Origin of the sequence: Streptomyces sp. CG4 (genome assembly GCF_041080655.1) — a bacterium.
Classification (GTDB): Bacteria; Actinomycetota; Actinomycetes; order Streptomycetales; family Streptomycetaceae; genus Streptomyces.
Window position 1 is genome coordinate 3,829,715 of sequence record NZ_CP163525.1, and the last position, 18,887, is coordinate 3,848,601.

Consider the following 18,887-nt stretch of genomic DNA (forward strand, 5'->3'; position numbering starts at 1 on the left):
GAGGCTCAGCCGGCGAACCAGCGCACGGGCTTCGGCGCGAGGTTCTGGTAGACGTGCTTGCTCTCGCGGTACTCGGCGAGTCCGGCGGGCCCCAGCTCGCGGCCGGTGCCGCTCTTGCCGAAGCCGCCCCACTCCGCCTGCGGCAGATAGGGGTGGAAGTCGTTGATCCAGACGGTGCCGTGGCGCAGCCGCCCCGCGACGCGGCGGGCCCGGCCCGCGTCGGTGGTCCAGACGGCGCCGGCGAGGCCGTACTCGGTGTCGTTGGCGAGGAACACCGCCTCGTCCTCGGTGCGGAAGGTCTCCACGGTGAGGACCGGGCCGAACACCTCCTCGCGGACGACCTTCATCTCGCGGTGGCAGGCGTCGAGCACGGTCGGCTCGTAGAAGTAGCCGGTTTCCGGGCGGGCCTCGCTCGGTTCGGGCCGCTTGCCGCCGCAGCGCAGCACCGCGCCCTCGGCCAGCGCGGAGGCGACGTACGCCTCGACCTTGGCGCGCTGCTGCTCGCTGACCAGCGGGCCGCACTCGACACCGTCGGCGGTGCCGCGCCCGAGCTTGATCTTCTGGGCCCGGCGGGCGAGCTCGGTGACGAAGCGGTCCCGGATCGACTCCTCGATGATCAGCCGGCCACCGGCCGAGCAGACCTGGCCGCTGTGGATGAAGGCGGCGTTGAGGGCCTGGTCGACGGCCGTGTCGAAGCCTTCCTCGGTGGCGCAGGCGTCGGCGAAGACGACGTTGGGGTTCTTGCCGCCGAGTTCGAGGGCGACCTTCTTCACGCTCGGGGCGGCGGCCTGGGCGACCTTGACGCCGCTGACCAGGCCACCGGTGAAGGAGACCAGGTCGACGTCGGGGTGCTCGGCGAACCGGGCGCCGACGGTGTGGCCGGGGCCGGTGACGATGTTGGCGACACCGGCGGGAAGCCCGGCCTCGGCGAGCAGCTCGATCAGCGCGATGGTCGTCATCGGCGTGATCTCGCTGGGCTTGACGACGAAGGTGTTGCCGGCGGCGAGCGCCGGGGCGATCTTCCAACTGGCCTGGAGGAGCGGGTAGTTCCAGGGGGTGATCAGTGCGCACACACCGACGGGCTCGTGCACGACCACGCTGTGGATGTCGGGCGAGCCGGCGTCCACGACCCGGCCGGGCGCCTCGGCGGCGACCAGGTCGGCGAAGTAGCGGAAGGCGTCGGCGACACAGTCGATGTCGATACGGCCCTCTTCGGCGGTCTTGCCCGCGTCGCGGCTCTCCAGCAGGCCGAGCTCCTCGCGGTCGCGCACGAGGAGATCGGCGACGCGGCGCAGCAGCGCGGCGCGTTCGGCGACCGGGGTGCGGGGCCAGGGCCCCTGGTCGAAGGCCTGCCGGGCGGCGGCCACCGCGCGCTCGGCGTCCTTCTCGTCACCCTCTGCGACCACGGCGAACGGCCGGGCGTCCGCGGGGTCGAGGATCTCGCGCGTCGCGCCGGAGATCGCTCCCAGCCACTCGCCGCCCGCGTGGATGGTCGCCTGGGCCTGTCGTGCCGTTCTGTCCGCCATGTTCGGTGTTGCCTTCCGTTCCTGATCCGTGCCCCTGTGTCACACACGTGTCACCCTTGGGGACCGCGTCCGCCTGCCCCGCCCCGGTGGAGGGCATGCGTAATCGATGGCCGAAAGTGCGGCTCGTCACTGAAAATATGACGGAAAAGGGACAAAGGGGGCCGGATGTCGGTGCCGCTTGAAAGAGGCACGCCAAGCCTGGGCGGGACGGCCGGTCAAGAACACAGGACGCGGGCGGTCAGGAATACAGGTCGGGCGGTCAGGAGTACAGGTCGGCGGGGCCGCCGAGGTTGCGGATCATCCGGCGCAGGACCTCCAGCGTGATGGCGTAGTCCTCCTCCGGGATGCCGTCGTGGATCTCGGCGCGCACCCGCTTGAGCAGTGCCATGGCGCGCCGGGTGGCCGCCCGGCCGGAGTCGGTGGCGCGCAGCCCGCCGGCCTCGTCGACGGTCAGCCACTGGCGGGCGGTCAGGGTGTCGACGGCACGACCGATCACCTCCGGGCCGGCGTCGAGGTGCGGGGCCAGCCGGTTCTGGAGCTCGGCACGGGTACAGGGGGCCGGTTCCGCGGCGATTTCCTTCAGTACCCACCACTGCGGCTGGGTGAGATCGATTCCGGCCAGGGCGCCGCGCAGATGACCTACGACGGCCTGATGGGCGACCCAGGTCCAGTAGCCGACGGGCTGGACGGTCGACGGGGAGGGGGCTGAAACAGGCGTCATGAGGCCACGGTAGGAGCGGCCGCGGCCGGGCGCCCGGCGTGGACAGCGAACGAGTGAGACCCGTACGTGGCCGCCCACCACCCCCGGCTGGAGCGCGCGGCCGGGCGCGCGGCACCTGCGCCGCCCACTGGCCCGAGAAGCGGCTCCAGGGTCTATCGGGCGCCCGGCGCCTGGAGGATCAGCTCCCGTACACGGTCGCGCAGCCAGGCGTGGGCGGGGTCCGCGTCATGGCGCGGGTGCCAGGCGAAGCCGACGCCGACCGGCGGGAGCGGCAGCGGGACCTCGAAGGTGACCAGGCCGAGGATGGCGGCCAGCGGGCTCCCCCAGTGACTGATCAGTCCGACCAGATCGGTCTCGCGCAGCACGAACAGCGAGGCGGGGTAGGTGCCGACGCTGCCCACCACCCGGCGCTCCAGGCCCCGTTCGGCGAGCGCCTCGTCGATCGGCCCGTGCTGCTTGCCGCGCCGGGAGACGATCAGATGACCGGCCTCCCCGGCGAACCGCTCGGCCGTCAACTCCCCGGTGAGCAGCGGATGTCCGGCCCGTACGACGCCCAGCATGCGTTCCTCGTACACCGTCTCCACCCGCACCTCGGGCGCGCTCGTGTCGATCACCCCGACCTCCAGGTCGGCGGTGCCCTGGCGCAGGAACGGGGCGTCCACATGGCTCTCGGAGAGGAAGCGCAGCCGGATGCCGGGGGCCTCGCGGGCGGCGCGCTCGAAGAGGGCGGCGCCGAGCGTGGCGGCGATCGAGTCGTGGCCGAGGATCGTGAACGTGCGGGTCACCGTGCGCAGATCGGCGTCCCGGCCCGGCGCGAACAGGGCGCGGGCCCGCTCCACCACCGCGCTCACCTCGGCCCGTACGGCCAGCGCGTGCGGGGTGGGCACCATCCGGCGTCCGGCGCGCACCAGGACGGGGTCGCCGAGCGCCTTGCGGATCCGGCCGAGGGTGCGGCTCATGGCGGGCTCGGACAGATGCAGCCGGTGCGCGGCGCCCTGCACGCTCTGCTCCTCCAGCAGCACGTCGAGCGCGACCAGCAGGTTCAGGTCCAGTCTCGGGTCCGGCCCGGTGGATTGCGTCATGTGCAGGCATCCCTTGCAAAGATTGCACTGGAAAGCAGGTCAGCGGCGAGCCTACGGTGAGGGCGATCCCGACACCACTTCCTGGATCCCGACACCACTTTCTCGAAGCTCCCGGGAGGAGCCGTGCCCACGCACGCCCTGAAACGCCCCACCCGGCTCGCGCTGTGCGCCTGTGTCCTGGTCGCACAGAGCATGGTCGCCGCCATCAACCTCCTCATCCCGCAACTGAGTTCATCGCCCCTGCACCCCACGCACACCGAGATCCTGTGGACGGTCGACGCGTATGTCATCGTCTTCGCGGGCCTGTTGATCCCGGCCGGCGCGCTCGGTGACCGATACGGCCGCAAGGGCGCCCTGCTCGCCGGGCTCGCCCTGTTCGCGGCGGGCGCCGCCACGAGTGCCCTCGCCACCGGCCCGGCCGCGCTGATAGCGGGCCGGGGCCTGTCCGGCGCCGGAGCCGCCCTGATCACACCGGCGACCCTGTCGATCCTCATGCACCTGTCCGCACCCGGGCACCGGGCCCGTTCGATGGGCGCCTGGACGCTGTCGATCGGCCTGGGCGGCGCAGCGGGCAACCTGGGCGGCGGCCTGGCCGGTCAATTCCTCGGCTGGCGCGCCCTGTTCGCGGTCATGGTCCCGCTCGCGGCCGTACTCGCCGCGTCCGTCGCGATCACCGTCCCGCGCACCGAACGCCCGGCCCGCAGCAACCCCGACCTGCTCGGCACCCTGCTGCTGACGGCGGGCCTGGTCGCCGTCCTGTTCGGCATCATCGAGGGCTCCACCTACGGCTGGGCCTCGGCCCGTATCCTCGGCGCCTTCGCGACGGGCGCGGTGCTCGTGGCGGCCTTCACGGCACACGCCCTGCGCGCACCCGCGCCTCTCTTCGACCCGCGCGTCTTCGCCTCCGCCCGGCTGCGGGCGTCCTCCCTCGGCACGGCCACCGGCTTCTTCGGCCTGTTCGCCCTGTTCTTCGTCAACTCGCAGTATCTGCAGGACCTGAAGGGCTTCGGCGCGGCCGTCACCGGCGTCGCGATCCTGCCGCTGCCGGTCGGCATGGCGGTCGCCCAGCGGCTGGCCACCCGCTGGGCGGGCCGCCCCCGCGCGGTCATCGGCACCGGACTCACCCTGATCGGCCTCGGCCTGCTCAGTGTGTCCACCGCCGACGCGGGCACCCCCTACGCGGTGTACGCCTGCTGGCTGCTGGTCATCGCGGCCGGTACCGGCCTGTCCATGCCGGCCCTGACCCTCGGCGTGGTCACCTCGCTCCCCGCCCACCAGGCGGGCCTCGGCTCGGGCCTGGGCACCACGGCCCGCGAGACCGGCGCGGCGCTGGGCGTCGCCGTCACCGGCACGGTCCTGTCGGCCCACACCGACCTGACGCACGGCATGGGACCGGCCCTGCGCACGGTGGGGGTGGTGGTGCTGGTGGCTACGGCGCTGGTGGTGGCGGGCTACGGAACTCGGGCACCCAGTCCCACGGTGGCGGAAGATCGGGAGCGGGAGCTGTCCCGTGCGAGTTGAAGGACCGGCTCCTGCGAAGCAGTGGCTCGGCGAGCTGCTCCAGGTGCCGGGCCTCCCGCTCGGCACCTACTCGTACCAGCCCATGGAGGGCGCCGGGCAGGCCCCGGATGTCCGGGGCGAGATCGGCCCGGGTCCATCCGAGGATCTGGGCCAGCACGCCGGAGACCGGGCGCATGTCCGCAGTACCCAGCAGATACACGTCGGCGACGACGAGCCCCACGGTGATGTCGTCCCAAGGCCGGTCCGCGCCGGGCAGGGTGAGCAGCAACTGCAGGGACTCCGCGAGGGCGTGGGCGCCTTCCTCTCGCCGGCCGGTTTCGAAGAGGAACCGCGCGATACGCAGGCGGATGCCGGACAGGCGCCGGTGGACGTTCCCGGCAGAGGAGTGCGAGGCGGCTTCGAGGCGGGCGGCCTCGTGTTCGGCTTCCCTGGCCAGGCGGTCGATCTCCGCCGGGATGTCGAGATCCGCAAGGCGGGTCGGCACAGGGGCATCGGTGCCGCCGGACGTGCGGAACGCGGGATCGAGGGGCTCGACGTCGTACACCGTCCAGCCGCCCAGCAGCAGATCGAGGGTCTGGTCACGGCTCCAGACCGGCTTCCGGTAGTACTGGTTGAGCTGGTAGAGGCGGTAGGCCGCGTTCGTGCGATCGGCCACGCAGAGCAGGAACACCCCGTTCACGTCGATTTCCAGGGTCACTTCCAGCCGCACCTCCGCCTGTGCCGCCGGGAAGGACACGGTGCCGATCTCGACGTCCTTGTCCGATGTCTTGGACCTCTCGACGACGGGCAGGACGATGTCGGCGCCCTCGGCACCCACGAACGTGAAGTCGGCGCCGCCTCTGGTCGGGATGGACGACAGCCGCCCGACCAGCACCTGCGTGGGACCGTCCGCGTCCGGAGCCTTCCTCGTCCGGCCCGAGGACGGTCGTCCCCGATCGGAGAACACCTGATGCCGATCCCCCGGTGGCTGAGATCCAGGAGCAGGGGGAACGGTCCGGCCCGCGTTGCCGATGCGCCGGCGAGGAGCGACGAGTACAGGGCCAGACCGTGACCGACCGCCAGATCCTGGTACTGCTCGACGAACTCGACGTCGTCGAGCATGTCCTCCAGGCTCTCCCGCACGGTGAAGATCTTGCCGCCGAGCCCGGTGAGCAGGACCACGCCGAGGGGACCGCTCACCAGCCCGCTCTCGTACGCGTCCTCGACGGCCGTCCGCACCACGCCGGCGAAGCGCGCGGTCAACTCGGCGCATGCTTCGCGGAATTCGGCGCGGCCGACGGTGAAGCGGTAGGACAGCACCTGGCTGCCGATCTCCATGTCCTGGATCACTACGGCGGCCGACTCGTCCTCGGTGAGCACGTGTTTGGCCCGTTCCGCCTCCCTGAGGATCTGGGCCCCCAGCTCGACGTCGAAGATCACCGCGCTGTTCCACGCGCGCAGCCGCCGGCGGAACAGATCGGCCAGTGCCTCGTCGAAGTCGAGCCCGCCGAGGGCGTTGTCGCCGTACACGGACCTGATCTCGTAGACCCCTTCGCCGACGTCGGTGACCGCCACGTCGAGCGTGCCGCCGCCCAGGTCGACCACCAGGGCGACCCCCTCCCACTCCGGCCGGTCCAGATGCAGCAGGAGGCAGGCGATATTGGGCTCGCCCACCATGCGCCGCACCTTCAGCCCCGCCAGCTCGAAGGCGCGCAGCAGGCTGTTGTTCTGCCGGATGCTGAAGTTCGCCGGGTACGAGATCATCACCTCGCGCGGCAGCGTGCCCAGCACGTCCTCGGCGTTCCCGCACAGGCTGCGGATCACCAGCGACGACACCAGCTCGGGCGGCAGTTCCCTGCCGTCGAGGGGCACCGTGTGATCCGTGCCCAGGTGGCGTTTGACCGCCCGTACCGTACGGCCCGCCGAGTAGCGCTCCAGGTCGACCGCGCGCGAGCCGACCAGGTAGTCGAGGCCGGGTGCGAAGGTGACGACGGACGGCACCAGCCTGCGCCCGTCGCCGCCGGGTATGAAGTGGACCTCCGCGTCGTCGTCGGCCACCGCGATGACGGAGTTGGTGGTGCCGAAGTCGATGGCGAAGAGGGGCCGTTCGGGGAACTTCACCCGGCTGGTGCGCAGCACCGACCGCTGTCGCAGCTCCTCCCCCACCCGCGCCGACGCCCGCCACTCGTTGCGCTTGCGCGATGAGACGACCTCGAGGTCCAGCAGGGCCGCCGGCTCCAGCCGGGAGTACGGCTGCTGCCGTGGCTTGCCGTACTCGCGGGCCAGCCGCGGCACATGGGCGGTCAGATAGCCGTCGAGCTGCCCGACCGTGATGCAGCGGCCGTCGTCGCCGAAGGCGCCGCAGAGCGCTTCGGTGAAGATGCCCGACTTCAGCCGGTCGCTCTCGTAGGAGCTGGTGCCCGGCGCGCACGAGCAGAAGGAGACGACTCCGGGCGGGCAGAGCCGTTCGACGTCGACCTTCCGGGTCGCGGGGAAGAGGGACTTGCCGCCGGCGAGCGGGGTGCGGCAGGCGTCCAGGAGCAGTACCACGTGCCGGGCACCGGTCGCCCGCAGCATGCGCAGGAGGAACGCGAAGTTGAGGCTGGTGGGCGCCAGGGCGTCGGTGAGGGTCTCCCGGGTGATCAGGTAGTCCTCGCCGTCCGCCGTCGAGTGGCAGCCGTGGCCGCTGAAGAAGAAGTACAGCCGGTCGATGGGGGCCGCGGCGTACTTGGCCAGCCTGGACAGGGTGTGGATGACGTTGTACCGGGTGGGCTCGGCCTCCGGCAGCCCGTCGGCGAAGGTGAAGACGGCCTCGTCGGACACGTCCATGGCGTCCAGGAACACCTGGCGCATGCGCTGTGCGTCGAGGTGGGCGAACCTCAGGTCCGCGATGTCGTCGTCCTCGTAGTGAGAGCAGCCCACGGCCAGGGCCACGTTCACGGCGTGCCGCCCTGCTTTCGCTGGAAGATCAGCTTCATGCCGCCGTTCACCTCGGCGGAGGCGGCGCCGACCAGCCGTACCTCACCCTTGCCCGTGACCTGGACGTGGACCTCGAGGCCGGTCAGTTCGAGGGTGTCCGACGCGGTGGAGGCCTGGTCGAAGACCCCGCCGACGTACTGGCAGAGATCGGCGACACCGCGGGCGAGGACGTCGGAGCTGATCCGGGTCACCTGCGTGACGGCCGCCCTGGTACGGCCGAAGACGGATTTCTCACCGTCGTCCACTCCGTAGTCGACGGTGATGACGGGGAGTTCTGGACCGGGCGGCTCTGCACCGGAGTGTGCGCTGCTCATGAGCTCAGTCTGCTGAGCGATGACCCTTCAGGACCCCGGAACGCCCAACTCCGCACGGGGAGGCGGCCGGCGGCCGAACGCACGCGGGCCCCGCTCCGAAGAACCGGAGCGGGGCCCGTGGCCGTCCTACGCCGTCGGCGCCGGACGCGTACTCAGATCAGGCCGAGCGCGCGGACCGCCTCGCGCTCCTCCTCGAGCTCCTTCACCGACGCGTCGATGCGGGCGCGGGAGAACTCGTTGATGTCCAGGCCCTGGACGATCTCGTACGCGCCGTCCTTGGTGGTGACCGGGAAGGAGGAGATCAGGCCCTCCGGGACGCCGTAGGAGCCGTCCGACGGGATGCCCATGGAGGTCCAGTTGCCCTCGGCCGTGCCGTTGACCCAGGTGTACACGTGGTCGATGGCGGCGTTGGCGGCGGAGGCGGCCGACGACGCACCGCGGGCCTCGATGATCGCGGCACCGCGCTTGGCGACGGTCGGGATGAAGTCCTCGGCCAGCCACTTCTCGTCGTTCACGACCTCGGCGGCGTTCTTGCCGGCGACCGTGGCGTGGAAGATGTCCGGGTACTGGGTGGCGGAGTGGTTGCCCCAGATGGTCAGGCGCTTGATGTCGGCGACCGTGGAGCCCGTCTTCTTCGCGAGCTGGGTCAGCGCGCGGTTGTGGTCCAGGCGGGTCATCGCGGTGAAGCGCTCGGCCGGGACGTCCGGCGCGGCGGCCTGCGCGATGAGCGCGTTGGTGTTGGCCGGGTTGCCGACGACGAGGACCTTGATGTCGTCCGCGGCGTGGTCGTTGATGGCCTTGCCCTGCGGCTTGAAGATGCCGCCGTTGGCCTCCAGCAGGTCGCCGCGCTCCATGCCCTTGGTGCGCGGGCGGGCGCCCACGAGGAGGGCTACGTTGGCGCCGTCGAAGGCGACGTTCGGGTCGTCGCTGATCTCAATGCCCTGGAGGAGGGGGAAGGCGCAGTCGTCCAGCTCCATGGCCGTGCCCTCGGCGGCCTTCAGCGCCGGGGTGATCTCCAGAAGGCGAAGCCTGACCGGCACGTCCGCGCCGAGCAGCTGGCCGGAGGCGATGCGGAAGAGCAGGGCGTAACCGATCTGGCCGGCCGCGCCGGTGACGGTGACGTTCACGGGAGTGCGGGTCATGGCGTTCTCCGTATGACAGCTGGCGGTGGGGCGTCCCTGCCCCGGGCGGATGATCGATCTCTTGGCGTCAAGAGAGATCCAGCGGTCAGGCTATCGCGCATCCGGCATGCGAGACGTACGGGGCCCTGTGGCTCACCCCACAAGGCGCAACGAGGGCGCACGCGTGTCGAACGAAAGGGCGGCCGCCCGTCCGGGAGAGGGGGAGAGGACGGAGGCGGCCGCCGGGTGGGGGTACCGGATCGCCGGACTCCCGTGGGGGTATCCCACGCGTGCCCAGGATCCGCCCTCCCATGCGCCCGTGCCCGGAATTTCACCCACCAGTTTTCCGGCCCCTTTTCCGGCCCCTTTTTCGGGCCCTCTTCCAGCCCCGCGTACCGCCACGTACTCCCTCATGCACCCCGTCCGCGTCCTACTGCGTGCACCCCGTCCGTCCGGACGCCAGCGTCGCGCAGGCCTTGGCCTGGGCCGCGTCCTGGACGGCGACCATCGGGGTGTAGGCGATGGTGTCGCCGACGCCGCTGGTCCGGCCCGTCTGGCGGACCCGGCCGGCGGAGACCTGGACCGTGTCGCCCTGGGCGGCGCCGGTGATGCGGCCCCAGGCGGTGCCGCAGGCCTTGCTGTAGCGGACCTCCAGGGTGGTGGTGCCGATGGCGGCGGTCCGGGCGGTGGTCACCAGGTCGCCGCTGCACCCCATGGCCTCGGCGTCCTTGCCGTCGCAGGCGGAGCCGGTGCACTTGACGCCGGGCGGCGGGCTCGCCTGGGTCGCACTCGGCGAGGGCTTGGCGGCGCTCTCGTGCCGCGCACCGCTCCGGTCGGTGAAGTAGAAGACGGCGGCGATGACGACGAGCACGCCGACGAGCCCCGCGACGAACATGATCACCCGCTGCCGGCCGCCGCTCCCCCGGGCCGGTGTGCCCCCGGCGGGCCCGGCCGCCGGCGGTTGTCCGTCGTACGGGTTCGGGGTGTTCGGCGGCCGGCCGGGACGGTCGGGCGAGGCGGCGGGCCGGGCACCGTCCGCGGCCCCGTCACCGTCACCGTCACCGGCACGCGCGGCCGCCCCGCTGCCCGTGCCCGCGGCTGCGCCGCCGACGGGGCGCGCGCTCGCCTGGGACGGGCCCTGATATCCGGCCAGGCCCCAGGAGTTGCTGTCGCCCGAGGTCCCGGCACCGTCCCGGTCGGCCGCAGCGCGGCCCGCGCCCTCGCGGGCGTCGGCGTCGGGGGCCGTCGGCTGAGGGGGAATCGTCGGGGAGACACCGGCCGGGCCGGCGATCCCCGTGGTCGCACCGATTCCGCCGCCCGTACGACCCGACGAGCCCCCGCCGGTACGTCCGGAGGGCCCGGGGCTCGTACGGCCCAAGGGTCCGGCGCCCGTACGACCGGACGAGTCGGCGCTCGTACGGCCGGACGGCCCCCCGGTGGCCTCCGCCGCCCCGAACTCCCCGAGCGCGGCGCGCGCCTGGGAGATGCGGATCGCCTCCATGGTGCGGTCGTGCCGCATCTCCGCCCGGCTCCAGGCGCGTTCGGCCAGCTCCCACATCGTGGTCAGATGCACCGGATTGGTGCCGGTGACCTCGGCGAGCGCGACGATCGCGCCCTTGGGCGCGAGAAGCCGGCCGCCCAGATAACGCTCCCAGGACGTCTTGCTGTAGCCCGTGCGGTCGGCGAGTGCCGCGACGCTCAGGCCGCCGCGGTCCACGAGCCGGCGTACCTGGCTGACGAACTCCTTGATCTGCGGGTCCAGATCATCGGGCAGGTCCTTCCAGCGAGGCATGGATTCCCCCTCTTCCCCCGGTTTCAATGCTCTTGGTCTCGCTCTTGGTCTCGCGCCCGGCCCCCGGCCCGTCCCCGCGTTCCGGTACCCGTGCTGGCTACCCACAGGGATGCGCTGCCTAAGGATCCCAGTTCCCGGAGTGGGGGCGCACGGGTGCATCGACGGGGGCGCGCGGGCACCGCAGCGGAACGGTCACTTCCGTGCCACAGCGCAAGAACAGGCGTTGACCAGGCAGTTCACAGGGCGAAGGCTGATTCCGGGCGGCGGTTCGTCCTTCCTCGGGGGAGAGGACGAACCGCCGTTCAGCGCGGGCGCCGCTGCGTGGTCGCGGGCACCGCTACCTGTTGCTGCTGATCGTGAAGTGCAAGGTGCCCTTCAGGAACGGGATCACGAGCCACGGCTTGGGCTGGGCCATCATCGCGAGCAGGACGATCGCGAGGCCGAGGATGCCGTAGGTGACGATGTCCGTGAACCGGGAGCGGACGGCGAGCATGCCGACGCTCGGCAGGGTCCAGCGCATGACCGCGCCGGCCAGCAGGGCGGCGCCGATCAGCAGGGTGCCGAAGCGGAACATGTCGAGCGCGGTCAGCAGCAGGCCGAGCGCGACCGCGCCGAGCACGACGAGCAGGGGCCACTGCCGCGCCGGGGCCGGGGCGTCGCGGCCCGCGGCCCGGCCGCCGCCCTCCGGCCGGGCGGTGTCCCGGGTGATCCGCGGGAAGCGGCGGGTGGGCCGCTGGAGCTCCTCCGCACCGTGCCGCGTATTACCGCGGGTGACCGCTCCCGCGCCCTGCGCTCCGCGGGTGACCGCCCCCGCGCGGGCGTCCTCAGCCGGCACTGCGCTCCGCCGCCTCGACCACGTTGACCAGCAGCTGCGCCCGGGTCATCGGGCCGACACCGCCGGGGTTCGGAGAGATCCAGGCCGCCACCTCGGTCACGTCCGGGTGCACATCGCCGACGATCTTGCCCTCGGCATTGCGCGAGACACCGACGTCCAGCACGGCGGCGCCCGGCTTGACGTCCTCGGCGCGGATCAGATGCGGGACGCCGGCCGCCGCGATGATGATGTCGGCCCGCTTCAGGTGGGCGGACAGATCGCGGGTGCCGGTGTGGCACTGGGTCACGGTGGCGTTCTCGCTGCGCCGGGTGAGCAGCAGCGGCATCGGCCGCCCGATGGTCACGCCGCGCCCGACGACCACGACCTCGGCGCCCTTGATCTCCACGCCGTGCCGGCGCAGCAGGGTCAGGATGCCGTTCGGGGTGCAGGGCAGCGGCGCGGGCTCGTTCAGCACCAGCCGCCCGAGGTTCATCGGGTGCAGCCCGTCGGCGTCCTTGGCCGGGTCCATCAGCTCCAGGACGCGGTTCTCGTCGATGCCCTTGGGCAGCGGCAGCTGGACGATGTAGCCGGTGCAGGCCGGGTCCTCGTTCAGCTCGCGGACGACGGCCTCGATCTCTTCCTGGGTCGCCGTGGCGGGCAGTTCACGCTGGATGGAGGCGATGCCGACCTGCGCGCAGTCGCGGTGTTTGCCGGCGACGTACTTCTGGCTGCCGGGGTCGTCCCCGACCAGGATCGTGCCGAGGCCGGGCGTGACGCCCTTCTCCTTCAGCGCCGCCACGCGGGCGGTCAGATCGGACTTGATCGCGGCTGCGGTGGCCTTGCCATCGAGAATCTGGGCGGTCATGTTCCCATCCTCGCGGATGACCGGGCCACGGTTCCAATCCGGGTGCCCCGACGCCGCACCCCCATGTCGGCGAATGATCGATGATGTTGCACTTGCACAACACCTGCGGCTTCCGGCTGGACAAGTCGGTAACCGGTCAAGAACCATGAGCAGCACAGTGCAGCGGGCAGCTCAAGGGGGGACGGACCGCATCTGTAGAAACTCTCCTCCGTGCAGTGCCGCGCCTCGTCCCCAGCACTCGAACCAACGGAGGAAAGACCGCCATGAGCTTCGGCGACCCGAACAACCCGTACGGCCCGCCGCAGGGCCAGCAGCAGGCCTACGGCTACCCGCAGGGCCAGCAGCCGGGGTACGGCTACCCCCAGGCGCCGCCCGTCCAGCAGCCGTACGGTGTCGGCGCCCCGATGGCCGCCATGCCGGGCAACGTCAGCGCGGCCCGCGTGATGCTCTGGGTGATCGTCGGCCTCCAGGTGATCGGTGTGGCGCTGTTCGCGTTCTACGCGGCGGTCGTGAACCACGCGAAGAACGACAGCAGGCTGCAGGACGACTCCTCCTTCCAGCGGGTCGCCGACTACGGCACCGGCGTGCTGCTGGCCATGGCGGTGTTCGCGCTCGCCTGGGGCGTGTTCGCGGCCGTGCTGGCGGCGAAGTTCAACACCGGCGGCAACGGCGTCCGCGTCACCGTCCTGGTGTTCGGCATCATCACCGCGGTCCTCGGTCTGTACCCGTTCGTCGTCGTGGGCCTCGTCCACACGGTGCTGGCCATCCTGATCGCCTGCTTCGTGGGCGGCTCCGGCGGCAAGGCCTGGTTCAACCGCGCGCGCTACTGACCCCGCCGCGCGACAGAACAGTTCGCGCCATTCCCGGTCGAGGGCCGTGTCTCACCCGTCCAGGGGAGGCACGGCCCGGGTGTCTCCCCCTACTCTGACTGGCGTAGCCGTACCGGCCGGGGTGGCCGTCAGGCTCGGGGAGACGCACCTTGTACAGCATCATCGTCGTACCTCCGCCTACCCCGGAGGACCGACCGCAGCGCAGCCAGATCCAGCTCGCCCCCGGCGAGCGCCTCACCTTCGGGCGGGCCTCCGGCAATGATCTGACGATCCCGCACGACGGGGTCTCGCGCCGGGCGGGCGAGCTGAGCGCGCAGGGCGCGTTCTGGATACTGAGCAACCTGTCCGCGCACCAGACGTACGTCGTGGAGAACCCGGAAGGCGCCGGCGAGCACATCAAGGTCGGCCCGGGCCGGCTGGAGGCGCCCATCCCGTTCGAGTTCTCGCGGATCGTGCTGCCCGCCGCCGGTGATCTGCTGACGATCGAGGTGTGGGCGCCGCGCCACGACTATCTGCGCGACGGCGGCGGGCCCGACGGCGAGCCCACCGCCCCGGCCTTCTCCGTCGACCGCACCAAGCGCTACTTCGCCGTCCTGGCCGCCCTGTGCGAACCCCGGCTGCGCGGCGACCCGCACGCCCCGCTGCCCACCGTCGACCAGGTCGTCGACCGGCTGCGCCCCGCCTGGCCGGCCGCCTCGCGCACCTCGGTGCAGTGGAACATCGACTACCTGGCCGTGAAGCTGCGGCTCAAGCCCGGCCCGGACACCGCGGACACCGGTCCCCGCCTCAACGGCAAGAAGGAGTCCCTGGTCTCCCTGGCGCTCCGCTTCGACCTGGTGCGGGAGGACGATCTGGTCGTGCTGTCCGAGACCGGGTCCCCGAGCCGGACGGCCCGATGACCGAGCCGTACGCCGTGCCGGTGCCCAAGGGCTACCGGGTCGGCGACTGGGAGGTGCGCGAGCCGATCGCGACGGGGGCCTTCGGCAGCGTGTACACGGGCCGGCGCACCGGCGCCTCCGCGGAGCTGCCCGGCACCGCCGCGCTCAAGTTCCTGCCCACCGGCACCGGCACCCCGCGTCAACTGACCCATCTGCGCGAACTCATCGAGCGCGAGGTCGGCCTGCACCGCAGGCTCAGCCGGCCGCGGCTGATCCGGATGTACGAGACCCTCGTCGTCGACGACCAGGCCCGCCCGGAACTCGACGGCGCCACCGTCCTCGTACTGGAGAAGGCGGAAGGCTCCGTGTCCGCCCTGCTCGCCGCCTCGCCCCGCCCGGCGGGCGGGCCCGCCCTGCTCGCGCAGATCTGCGAGGGCCTGGCTCAGCTGCACCACGCCGGCTGGGTGCACGGTGACCTGAAACCGGCCAACGTGCTGCTGATGAAGGACGGTTCGGCGCGGCTGACGGACTTCAACATGGCGGCGGAGCTGGAGGGCACGCACGCGTACACGCCCGCCTTCTCCACGCCCGACTACACACCCCCCGAACTCCTCTGGTCGGAGATCGGCGAACGCGGCCGTCGTATCCGCCCGTCGGCGGACGTGTGGGCCTTCGGTGTCCTCGCGCATCTGGTCCTGACGGACTCCTATCCCCTCCCCGGCGGCACCCCGACCGCCCGCCGCGACGCGGCCGCCGCCTATGCGCGCGGCACCGACGAACTGCGTCTGTCGCCCGAACTGCCGGACGTCTGGCGGGAGATCGTGCGCGACTGTCTGGCCCGTACGCATGCCGACCGGATCGGCACGGACGCACTGCTGCGCCGTGTCGAGGCGGCGGCCGGCACGGGTCGCTCGCCGCGGCTGCCCCGGTCCCTGCTGCCGCGCCGGCGCCGGACGGCGGTGGCCGTGGGCTCGGCGATCGCCACCGTGGCCATGGCGACACTCGGCTACGCCCTCAGCGACTGGGCCGGCACCGCCGGCGCCGGGCATTCGGCCGCCGCCTACGGCGCCTCCGACCTCCGCACGGACCAGGGCATCCCGGTGCAGTACCGCCGGCTGATCGTCGACTCGGCCCACGCATGCCTCCAACGAGAAGTGACCCCGGCGCTCATCGCGGCGATGCTGAAGACGGAGAGCAACTTCGACCCCGATCTCTCGGACCCTTCGGTGCCGGGCGGGGGCGAGTACGGCATCGCCCGCTGGACCCCGGGCGTGCTGCGCTGGTGGATCCGCGCGGACGGTGTCCCCGCCTCCGCGACCCCCACCCCGCCCCTGTCCCCCGCCGTCTCCATCCCGGCGATGGGCCGCTACCTCTGCTCCATCGACCCACGTCTGAAGACCTCCCTGAAGGGCGACCGCCGCATCCTGCTCGCCGCCTCCTACCGGACGTCGTACGAGAAGGTGAACGACACGGGCGGAGTTCCCCCGAAGTACCGCGACTACTGCGCCCGCGTCGCTCACTACCTCAAGGAGTACACCCCGCCGGGAAAGACGTGACCCTGAGAGTTCCGAGGTACCGGCGGACGGGATACGGCGGCACGGTGGGACCACTCCGCCATGCGGTCCGGAACGTCACGGGGGCCGGGGCGGAGCGACCGACACCACTCGTTCACATGGGGGAATCGTGAACATCGCCAAGCCCGCCGCGCTGCTCGTCGCGGCCACCGCCCTGCTCGCCGGCTCCACGGTGGCGGCCACCGCCGCCACACCCGACGGCGTCCGGGTCACCGGCGTCCAGCAGGTGGCCGACCAGGTGCTCGCAGGGCACCCGAAGCCGCTGTCGGCCACCTCCGACCAGGTCCGGTACGAGGGCCTGACCCTCACCGAGGCCCCGAAGGGGAAGGTCACCGCCAAGGACCTGGACTGCGCCTACGGTCACCTCTGCATGATCGTCAAGGGCACCAAGTTCGACTTCTACAAGTGCCAGACCTGGACCGTGAACAACTGGACCGGGGACGGCCCGTTCACCAACAACCAGACGCCGGGCACGGTCGCCAGCTTCTACAACCAGGACGGCAGCACCCGCTGGACGTCCACGGCGTACGAGGCCGGCACGGCGACGTGGGACCCGATCTACTCGCTGCGCCCCTGCTGATGCCGTAACAGAACGGACGGCCTCCGGCTCCCTCGGGGGAGGGCCGGAGGCCGTCGGCCTTCTGCCGGCAGAGCGAACCCCGCTGCCGGCTGGACGTTCAGTGCTTGCCGATGACCAGGACCGTCGTGTTGCCGCTGCCGCTGATGTGGCACACCGGGTCCGCCGCCACCACCCGCACCGCGGCGTCCGGCAGCCCGGCGGCCTTCACCCCCGCCTTCACACGGTCCACCGCGGGCCTGCAGTCGCCGCCGGTCGTGGCCGCCTCCAGCCCATAGAGATCGCCCAGTACGTGCAGGCCGTGGTCCCGGCGGTCGGCGGGCGCCGCGCCCGCCATGAACTCCTTGGCGAAGGCGTCGCTCCCGTACTGCACCGCGTGTGCCGAGGCGACCTTCTGGTGGTACCGGAGCTTGTCCTTCACCGCTCGCGCCCACACGTCGTACGCCGTGTCCCGCAGCTGCCGCGACATGATCGTCGCGTTGGCCGTGCTCATCCGGCTCTCGTACACGACGAAGTCGAGGGCCGAGTCGTACAGCGAGCCGAACTCCTCGGGGTCCCTGACCGCCGACAGCCGCTTCATCAGGTCGACGAACTTCTCCAGGTCGGTCTTGCGTGTCCTCGCGCCCCCGCCATTGCCGTATGCCATGTTCGTCACCCGCAGCCGCATTTTCAGGCTCAGCGGCTTCGAGCGGAAGGCGAACGGCACGTCCTCCTCCGACGTGTATTCCTTCTGGTTGGCGATCCGGTGGAGCTCGGGCCTGAGCGCCGCGTCACCCATGTGGAAATCCGTGCCGCTGCGGTTGAGAAACAGCTCGATGCAGAACGGGTCTCCCGTGCCGTCGCCCGCGTACCGGTGACGGCTCGTCGGCGGCGGGAAGATGCTGCCGTCGTGGCTGATGTCGCCGCGCTTTCCGTCGAGCTTCAGCCAGTAATTCCGCGTCATCTGCTCGGTCAGGCCCAGGATTTCCAGCTTGAGGTCGAACACCGCGGGCTCGTAGCGGATTTCGTCGTACGCCGTCGTCTCGCTCATCCGCGCCGGGATGTTGGTGTCGAGCGTCTTCAGCACGAAACCCATGGGGGCGTAGTCGGCGAGGCTCGGCAGTTCCTTGAAGTAGTCCGGGAGGGAACGGGTCTGGAGGAGTTCGTGCACGGCCTTCGCGCTGCCGCCTACGCTGACGAGCGAGATCTGCGCCTCGCGAATGATCTTCTTGTACTTGAGCTCGAGTTCGGCATCGACCTTGATCGCGGAGTTGTAGCCGAAGTTGAGCGCGGCCGTGATGTCCGTGATGCTCTCGGAGGACGTGAACGTGAACATCAGGATCCTGCCGTAGGTCACGGAGGAGACGACCAGCGGCGGATTCTCCACACCGATGCGGCCCGCCTTCTTCAGGTCCTCCAGCACCCGGTAGGTGAAGGCGTCGTTCATCCAGTCGTTGGGCAGGCGGTTGGTGTCACAGGACGCGGTGAACGCCGTCTCCTTGAGATAGGCCACGACGGTGTTCATCGTTTCCCTGCGGCTGGCCGAGACCTTCGTTCCTCCGGTGAATCCACCGTACGACGCAGAGAAACCGAAGTTGAGGGCGATCTCTTCGTCGCTGAACGCCTCGCGCGAGGTGAAGACCTGGCTGCGGTAGCCGCCGGAGACATCCTGCACCATGCTCTTGATCGCGTCGGTCACCGTGCCGGTGTCCGGGTTCTCCACGAGTTGCGAGGGCTTGGTCGCGAGATTGTCGATGGTGATGCGGACGGGCCGGCGCTTGTCGGCCGTGATGCCGATCTCGCGCAGCAGACCGTTCACGGCGGTCTGCCCGGAGACCAGCGCACCGGGCCACAGCCCCTCCACATTGGGGTGGAAGGTGATGATCTCCTCGGGCGTGCGGGTGAGCGAGTACGAGGTGCGCACCTCGGTCACGTAGCCGCGCGGTGACGTCAGGTGAGTGTGCTGGGGCTCGCACGTGCGGCTCTGCTCGTCGGGCTGCTGCGGCGCGATCGCGTCCCAGGCCCGGAGGGAGGCCAGGTACGCGCCGAGGTCCACCGGGTCCTCGGGCGGGCCCGGGCTGACGCTCTCGATCCTTTCCGGCACTCCGGAGCGGGTGAAGGCGACGCGGACGTACTCCCCCGGTCCCCGGTCGTCGTACTCGGGGCCGGTGGTCGCAGGGTCAAGAGCGGAGTCGGTCCCCGGCTGGGAGTCCACCGGCTCGGGCAGCCCCTCCCCGGGAATCCACCACAGCTGGTACTTGTTGGACTGGGCGCCCGACGCCGCCGTGTCGTGTTCCGTCACAGGCCTCACTCCTCGAACTCTCGAAACTCTCGG

General features: G+C 71.3%; 15 protein-coding genes. 5 read left to right on the top strand and 10 right to left on the bottom strand.

The genetic code is table 11. The features are described 5' to 3' along the window. Nucleotides 1-5 precede the first annotated feature (5 nt). From AB5L52_RS17315 to AB5L52_RS17325, 3 genes are all read right to left on the bottom strand, one after another. Nucleotides 6-1,526 (bottom strand): aldehyde dehydrogenase family protein, encoded by a 1,521-nt coding sequence (locus tag AB5L52_RS17315; protein ID WP_369364891.1) that lies wholly within the window; start codon nucleotides 1,524-1,526, stop codon nucleotides 6-8. 259 nt (nucleotides 1,527-1,785) lie between these two features. After that, nucleotides 1,786-2,247 carry a MarR family winged helix-turn-helix transcriptional regulator gene (locus AB5L52_RS17320; protein WP_351021447.1) on the bottom strand — a complete coding sequence of 154 codons (462 nt, stop codon included), beginning with the start codon at nucleotides 2,245-2,247 and terminating at the stop codon, nucleotides 1,786-1,788. A gap of 152 nt (nucleotides 2,248-2,399) precedes the next feature. Next, the gene (locus AB5L52_RS17325) at nucleotides 2,400-3,329 is read right to left on the bottom strand and encodes a LysR family transcriptional regulator (protein WP_351021449.1); all 930 of its coding nucleotides are present in this window, start codon (nucleotides 3,327-3,329) and stop codon (nucleotides 2,400-2,402) included. A gap of 123 nt (nucleotides 3,330-3,452) precedes the next feature. Here AB5L52_RS17325 and AB5L52_RS17330 point away from each other — a divergent pair, with 123 nt between their 5' ends. Then, the gene (locus AB5L52_RS17330) at nucleotides 3,453-4,850 is read left to right on the top strand and encodes an MFS transporter (protein WP_369364893.1); all 1,398 of its coding nucleotides are present in this window, start codon (nucleotides 3,453-3,455) and stop codon (nucleotides 4,848-4,850) included. Between the two features lie 693 nt (nucleotides 4,851-5,543). On the opposite strand, the gene AB5L52_RS17335 is transcribed toward AB5L52_RS17330, so the two are convergent. The 6 genes from AB5L52_RS17335 to AB5L52_RS17360 form a co-directional block, all read right to left on the bottom strand. Next, nucleotides 5,544-7,769: an Hsp70 family protein gene (locus AB5L52_RS17335; protein WP_369364894.1), complete on the bottom strand. Its 2,226-nt coding sequence runs from the start codon at nucleotides 7,767-7,769 to the stop codon at nucleotides 5,544-5,546. Next, nucleotides 7,766-8,122, bottom strand: coding sequence for a hypothetical protein (locus AB5L52_RS17340; RefSeq protein WP_369364896.1), 357 nt, complete (start codon nucleotides 8,120-8,122; stop codon nucleotides 7,766-7,768). The genes AB5L52_RS17335 and AB5L52_RS17340 overlap by 4 nt, the downstream gene beginning before the upstream one ends. 152 nt (nucleotides 8,123-8,274) lie before the next feature. After that, nucleotides 8,275-9,264, bottom strand: a complete 990-nt coding sequence (locus AB5L52_RS17345; RefSeq protein ID WP_351021457.1) for a malate dehydrogenase — start codon at nucleotides 9,262-9,264, stop codon at nucleotides 8,275-8,277. A 409-nt stretch (nucleotides 9,265-9,673) separates the two neighbouring features. Then, nucleotides 9,674-11,035 carry a DUF2690 domain-containing protein gene (locus tag AB5L52_RS17350; protein ID WP_369364898.1) on the bottom strand — a complete coding sequence of 454 codons (1,362 nt, stop codon included), beginning with the start codon at nucleotides 11,033-11,035 and terminating at the stop codon, nucleotides 9,674-9,676. Between the two features lie 337 nt (nucleotides 11,036-11,372). Further along, nucleotides 11,373-11,870 carry a DUF3017 domain-containing protein gene (locus AB5L52_RS17355; protein WP_369364899.1) on the bottom strand — a complete coding sequence of 166 codons (498 nt, stop codon included), beginning with the start codon at nucleotides 11,868-11,870 and terminating at the stop codon, nucleotides 11,373-11,375. Continuing rightward, complete coding sequence (locus tag AB5L52_RS17360; RefSeq protein ID WP_351021463.1) at nucleotides 11,860-12,714, bottom strand: bifunctional methylenetetrahydrofolate dehydrogenase/methenyltetrahydrofolate cyclohydrolase; 855 nt, start codon at nucleotides 12,712-12,714, stop codon at nucleotides 11,860-11,862. Before AB5L52_RS17360 ends, AB5L52_RS17355 begins: the two co-directional genes overlap by 11 nt. 263 nt (nucleotides 12,715-12,977) lie before the next feature. Between AB5L52_RS17360 and AB5L52_RS17365 the strand changes: the two genes are divergently transcribed. The 4 genes from AB5L52_RS17365 to AB5L52_RS17380 all read left to right on the top strand — a co-directional run bounded on the left by AB5L52_RS17365 (nucleotide 12,978) and on the right by AB5L52_RS17380 (nucleotide 16,576). Further along, nucleotides 12,978-13,544: a hypothetical protein gene (locus AB5L52_RS17365; protein ID WP_351021465.1), complete on the top strand. Its 567-nt coding sequence runs from the start codon at nucleotides 12,978-12,980 to the stop codon at nucleotides 13,542-13,544. Between the two features lie 149 nt (nucleotides 13,545-13,693). Beyond that, entirely contained in the window at nucleotides 13,694-14,443 is a 750-nt protein-coding gene (locus tag AB5L52_RS17370) for an FHA domain-containing protein (RefSeq protein ID WP_351021467.1), read from the top strand. Next, nucleotides 14,440-15,978, top strand: a complete 1,539-nt coding sequence (locus AB5L52_RS17375; protein ID WP_369364901.1) for a serine/threonine protein kinase — start codon at nucleotides 14,440-14,442, stop codon at nucleotides 15,976-15,978. The genes AB5L52_RS17370 and AB5L52_RS17375 overlap by 4 nt, the downstream gene beginning before the upstream one ends. Nucleotides 15,979-16,105: 127 nt before the next feature. Continuing rightward, nucleotides 16,106-16,576, top strand: coding sequence for a hypothetical protein (locus tag AB5L52_RS17380; protein WP_369364903.1), 471 nt, complete (start codon nucleotides 16,106-16,108; stop codon nucleotides 16,574-16,576). Nucleotides 16,577-16,673: 97 nt separating this feature from the next. On the opposite strand, the gene AB5L52_RS17385 is transcribed toward AB5L52_RS17380, so the two are convergent. After that, the gene (locus tag AB5L52_RS17385; protein WP_369364905.1) at nucleotides 16,674-18,854 is read right to left on the bottom strand and encodes a thiol-activated cytolysin family protein; all 2,181 of its coding nucleotides are present in this window, start codon (nucleotides 18,852-18,854) and stop codon (nucleotides 16,674-16,676) included. Nucleotides 18,855-18,887: the final 33 nt, after the last annotated feature.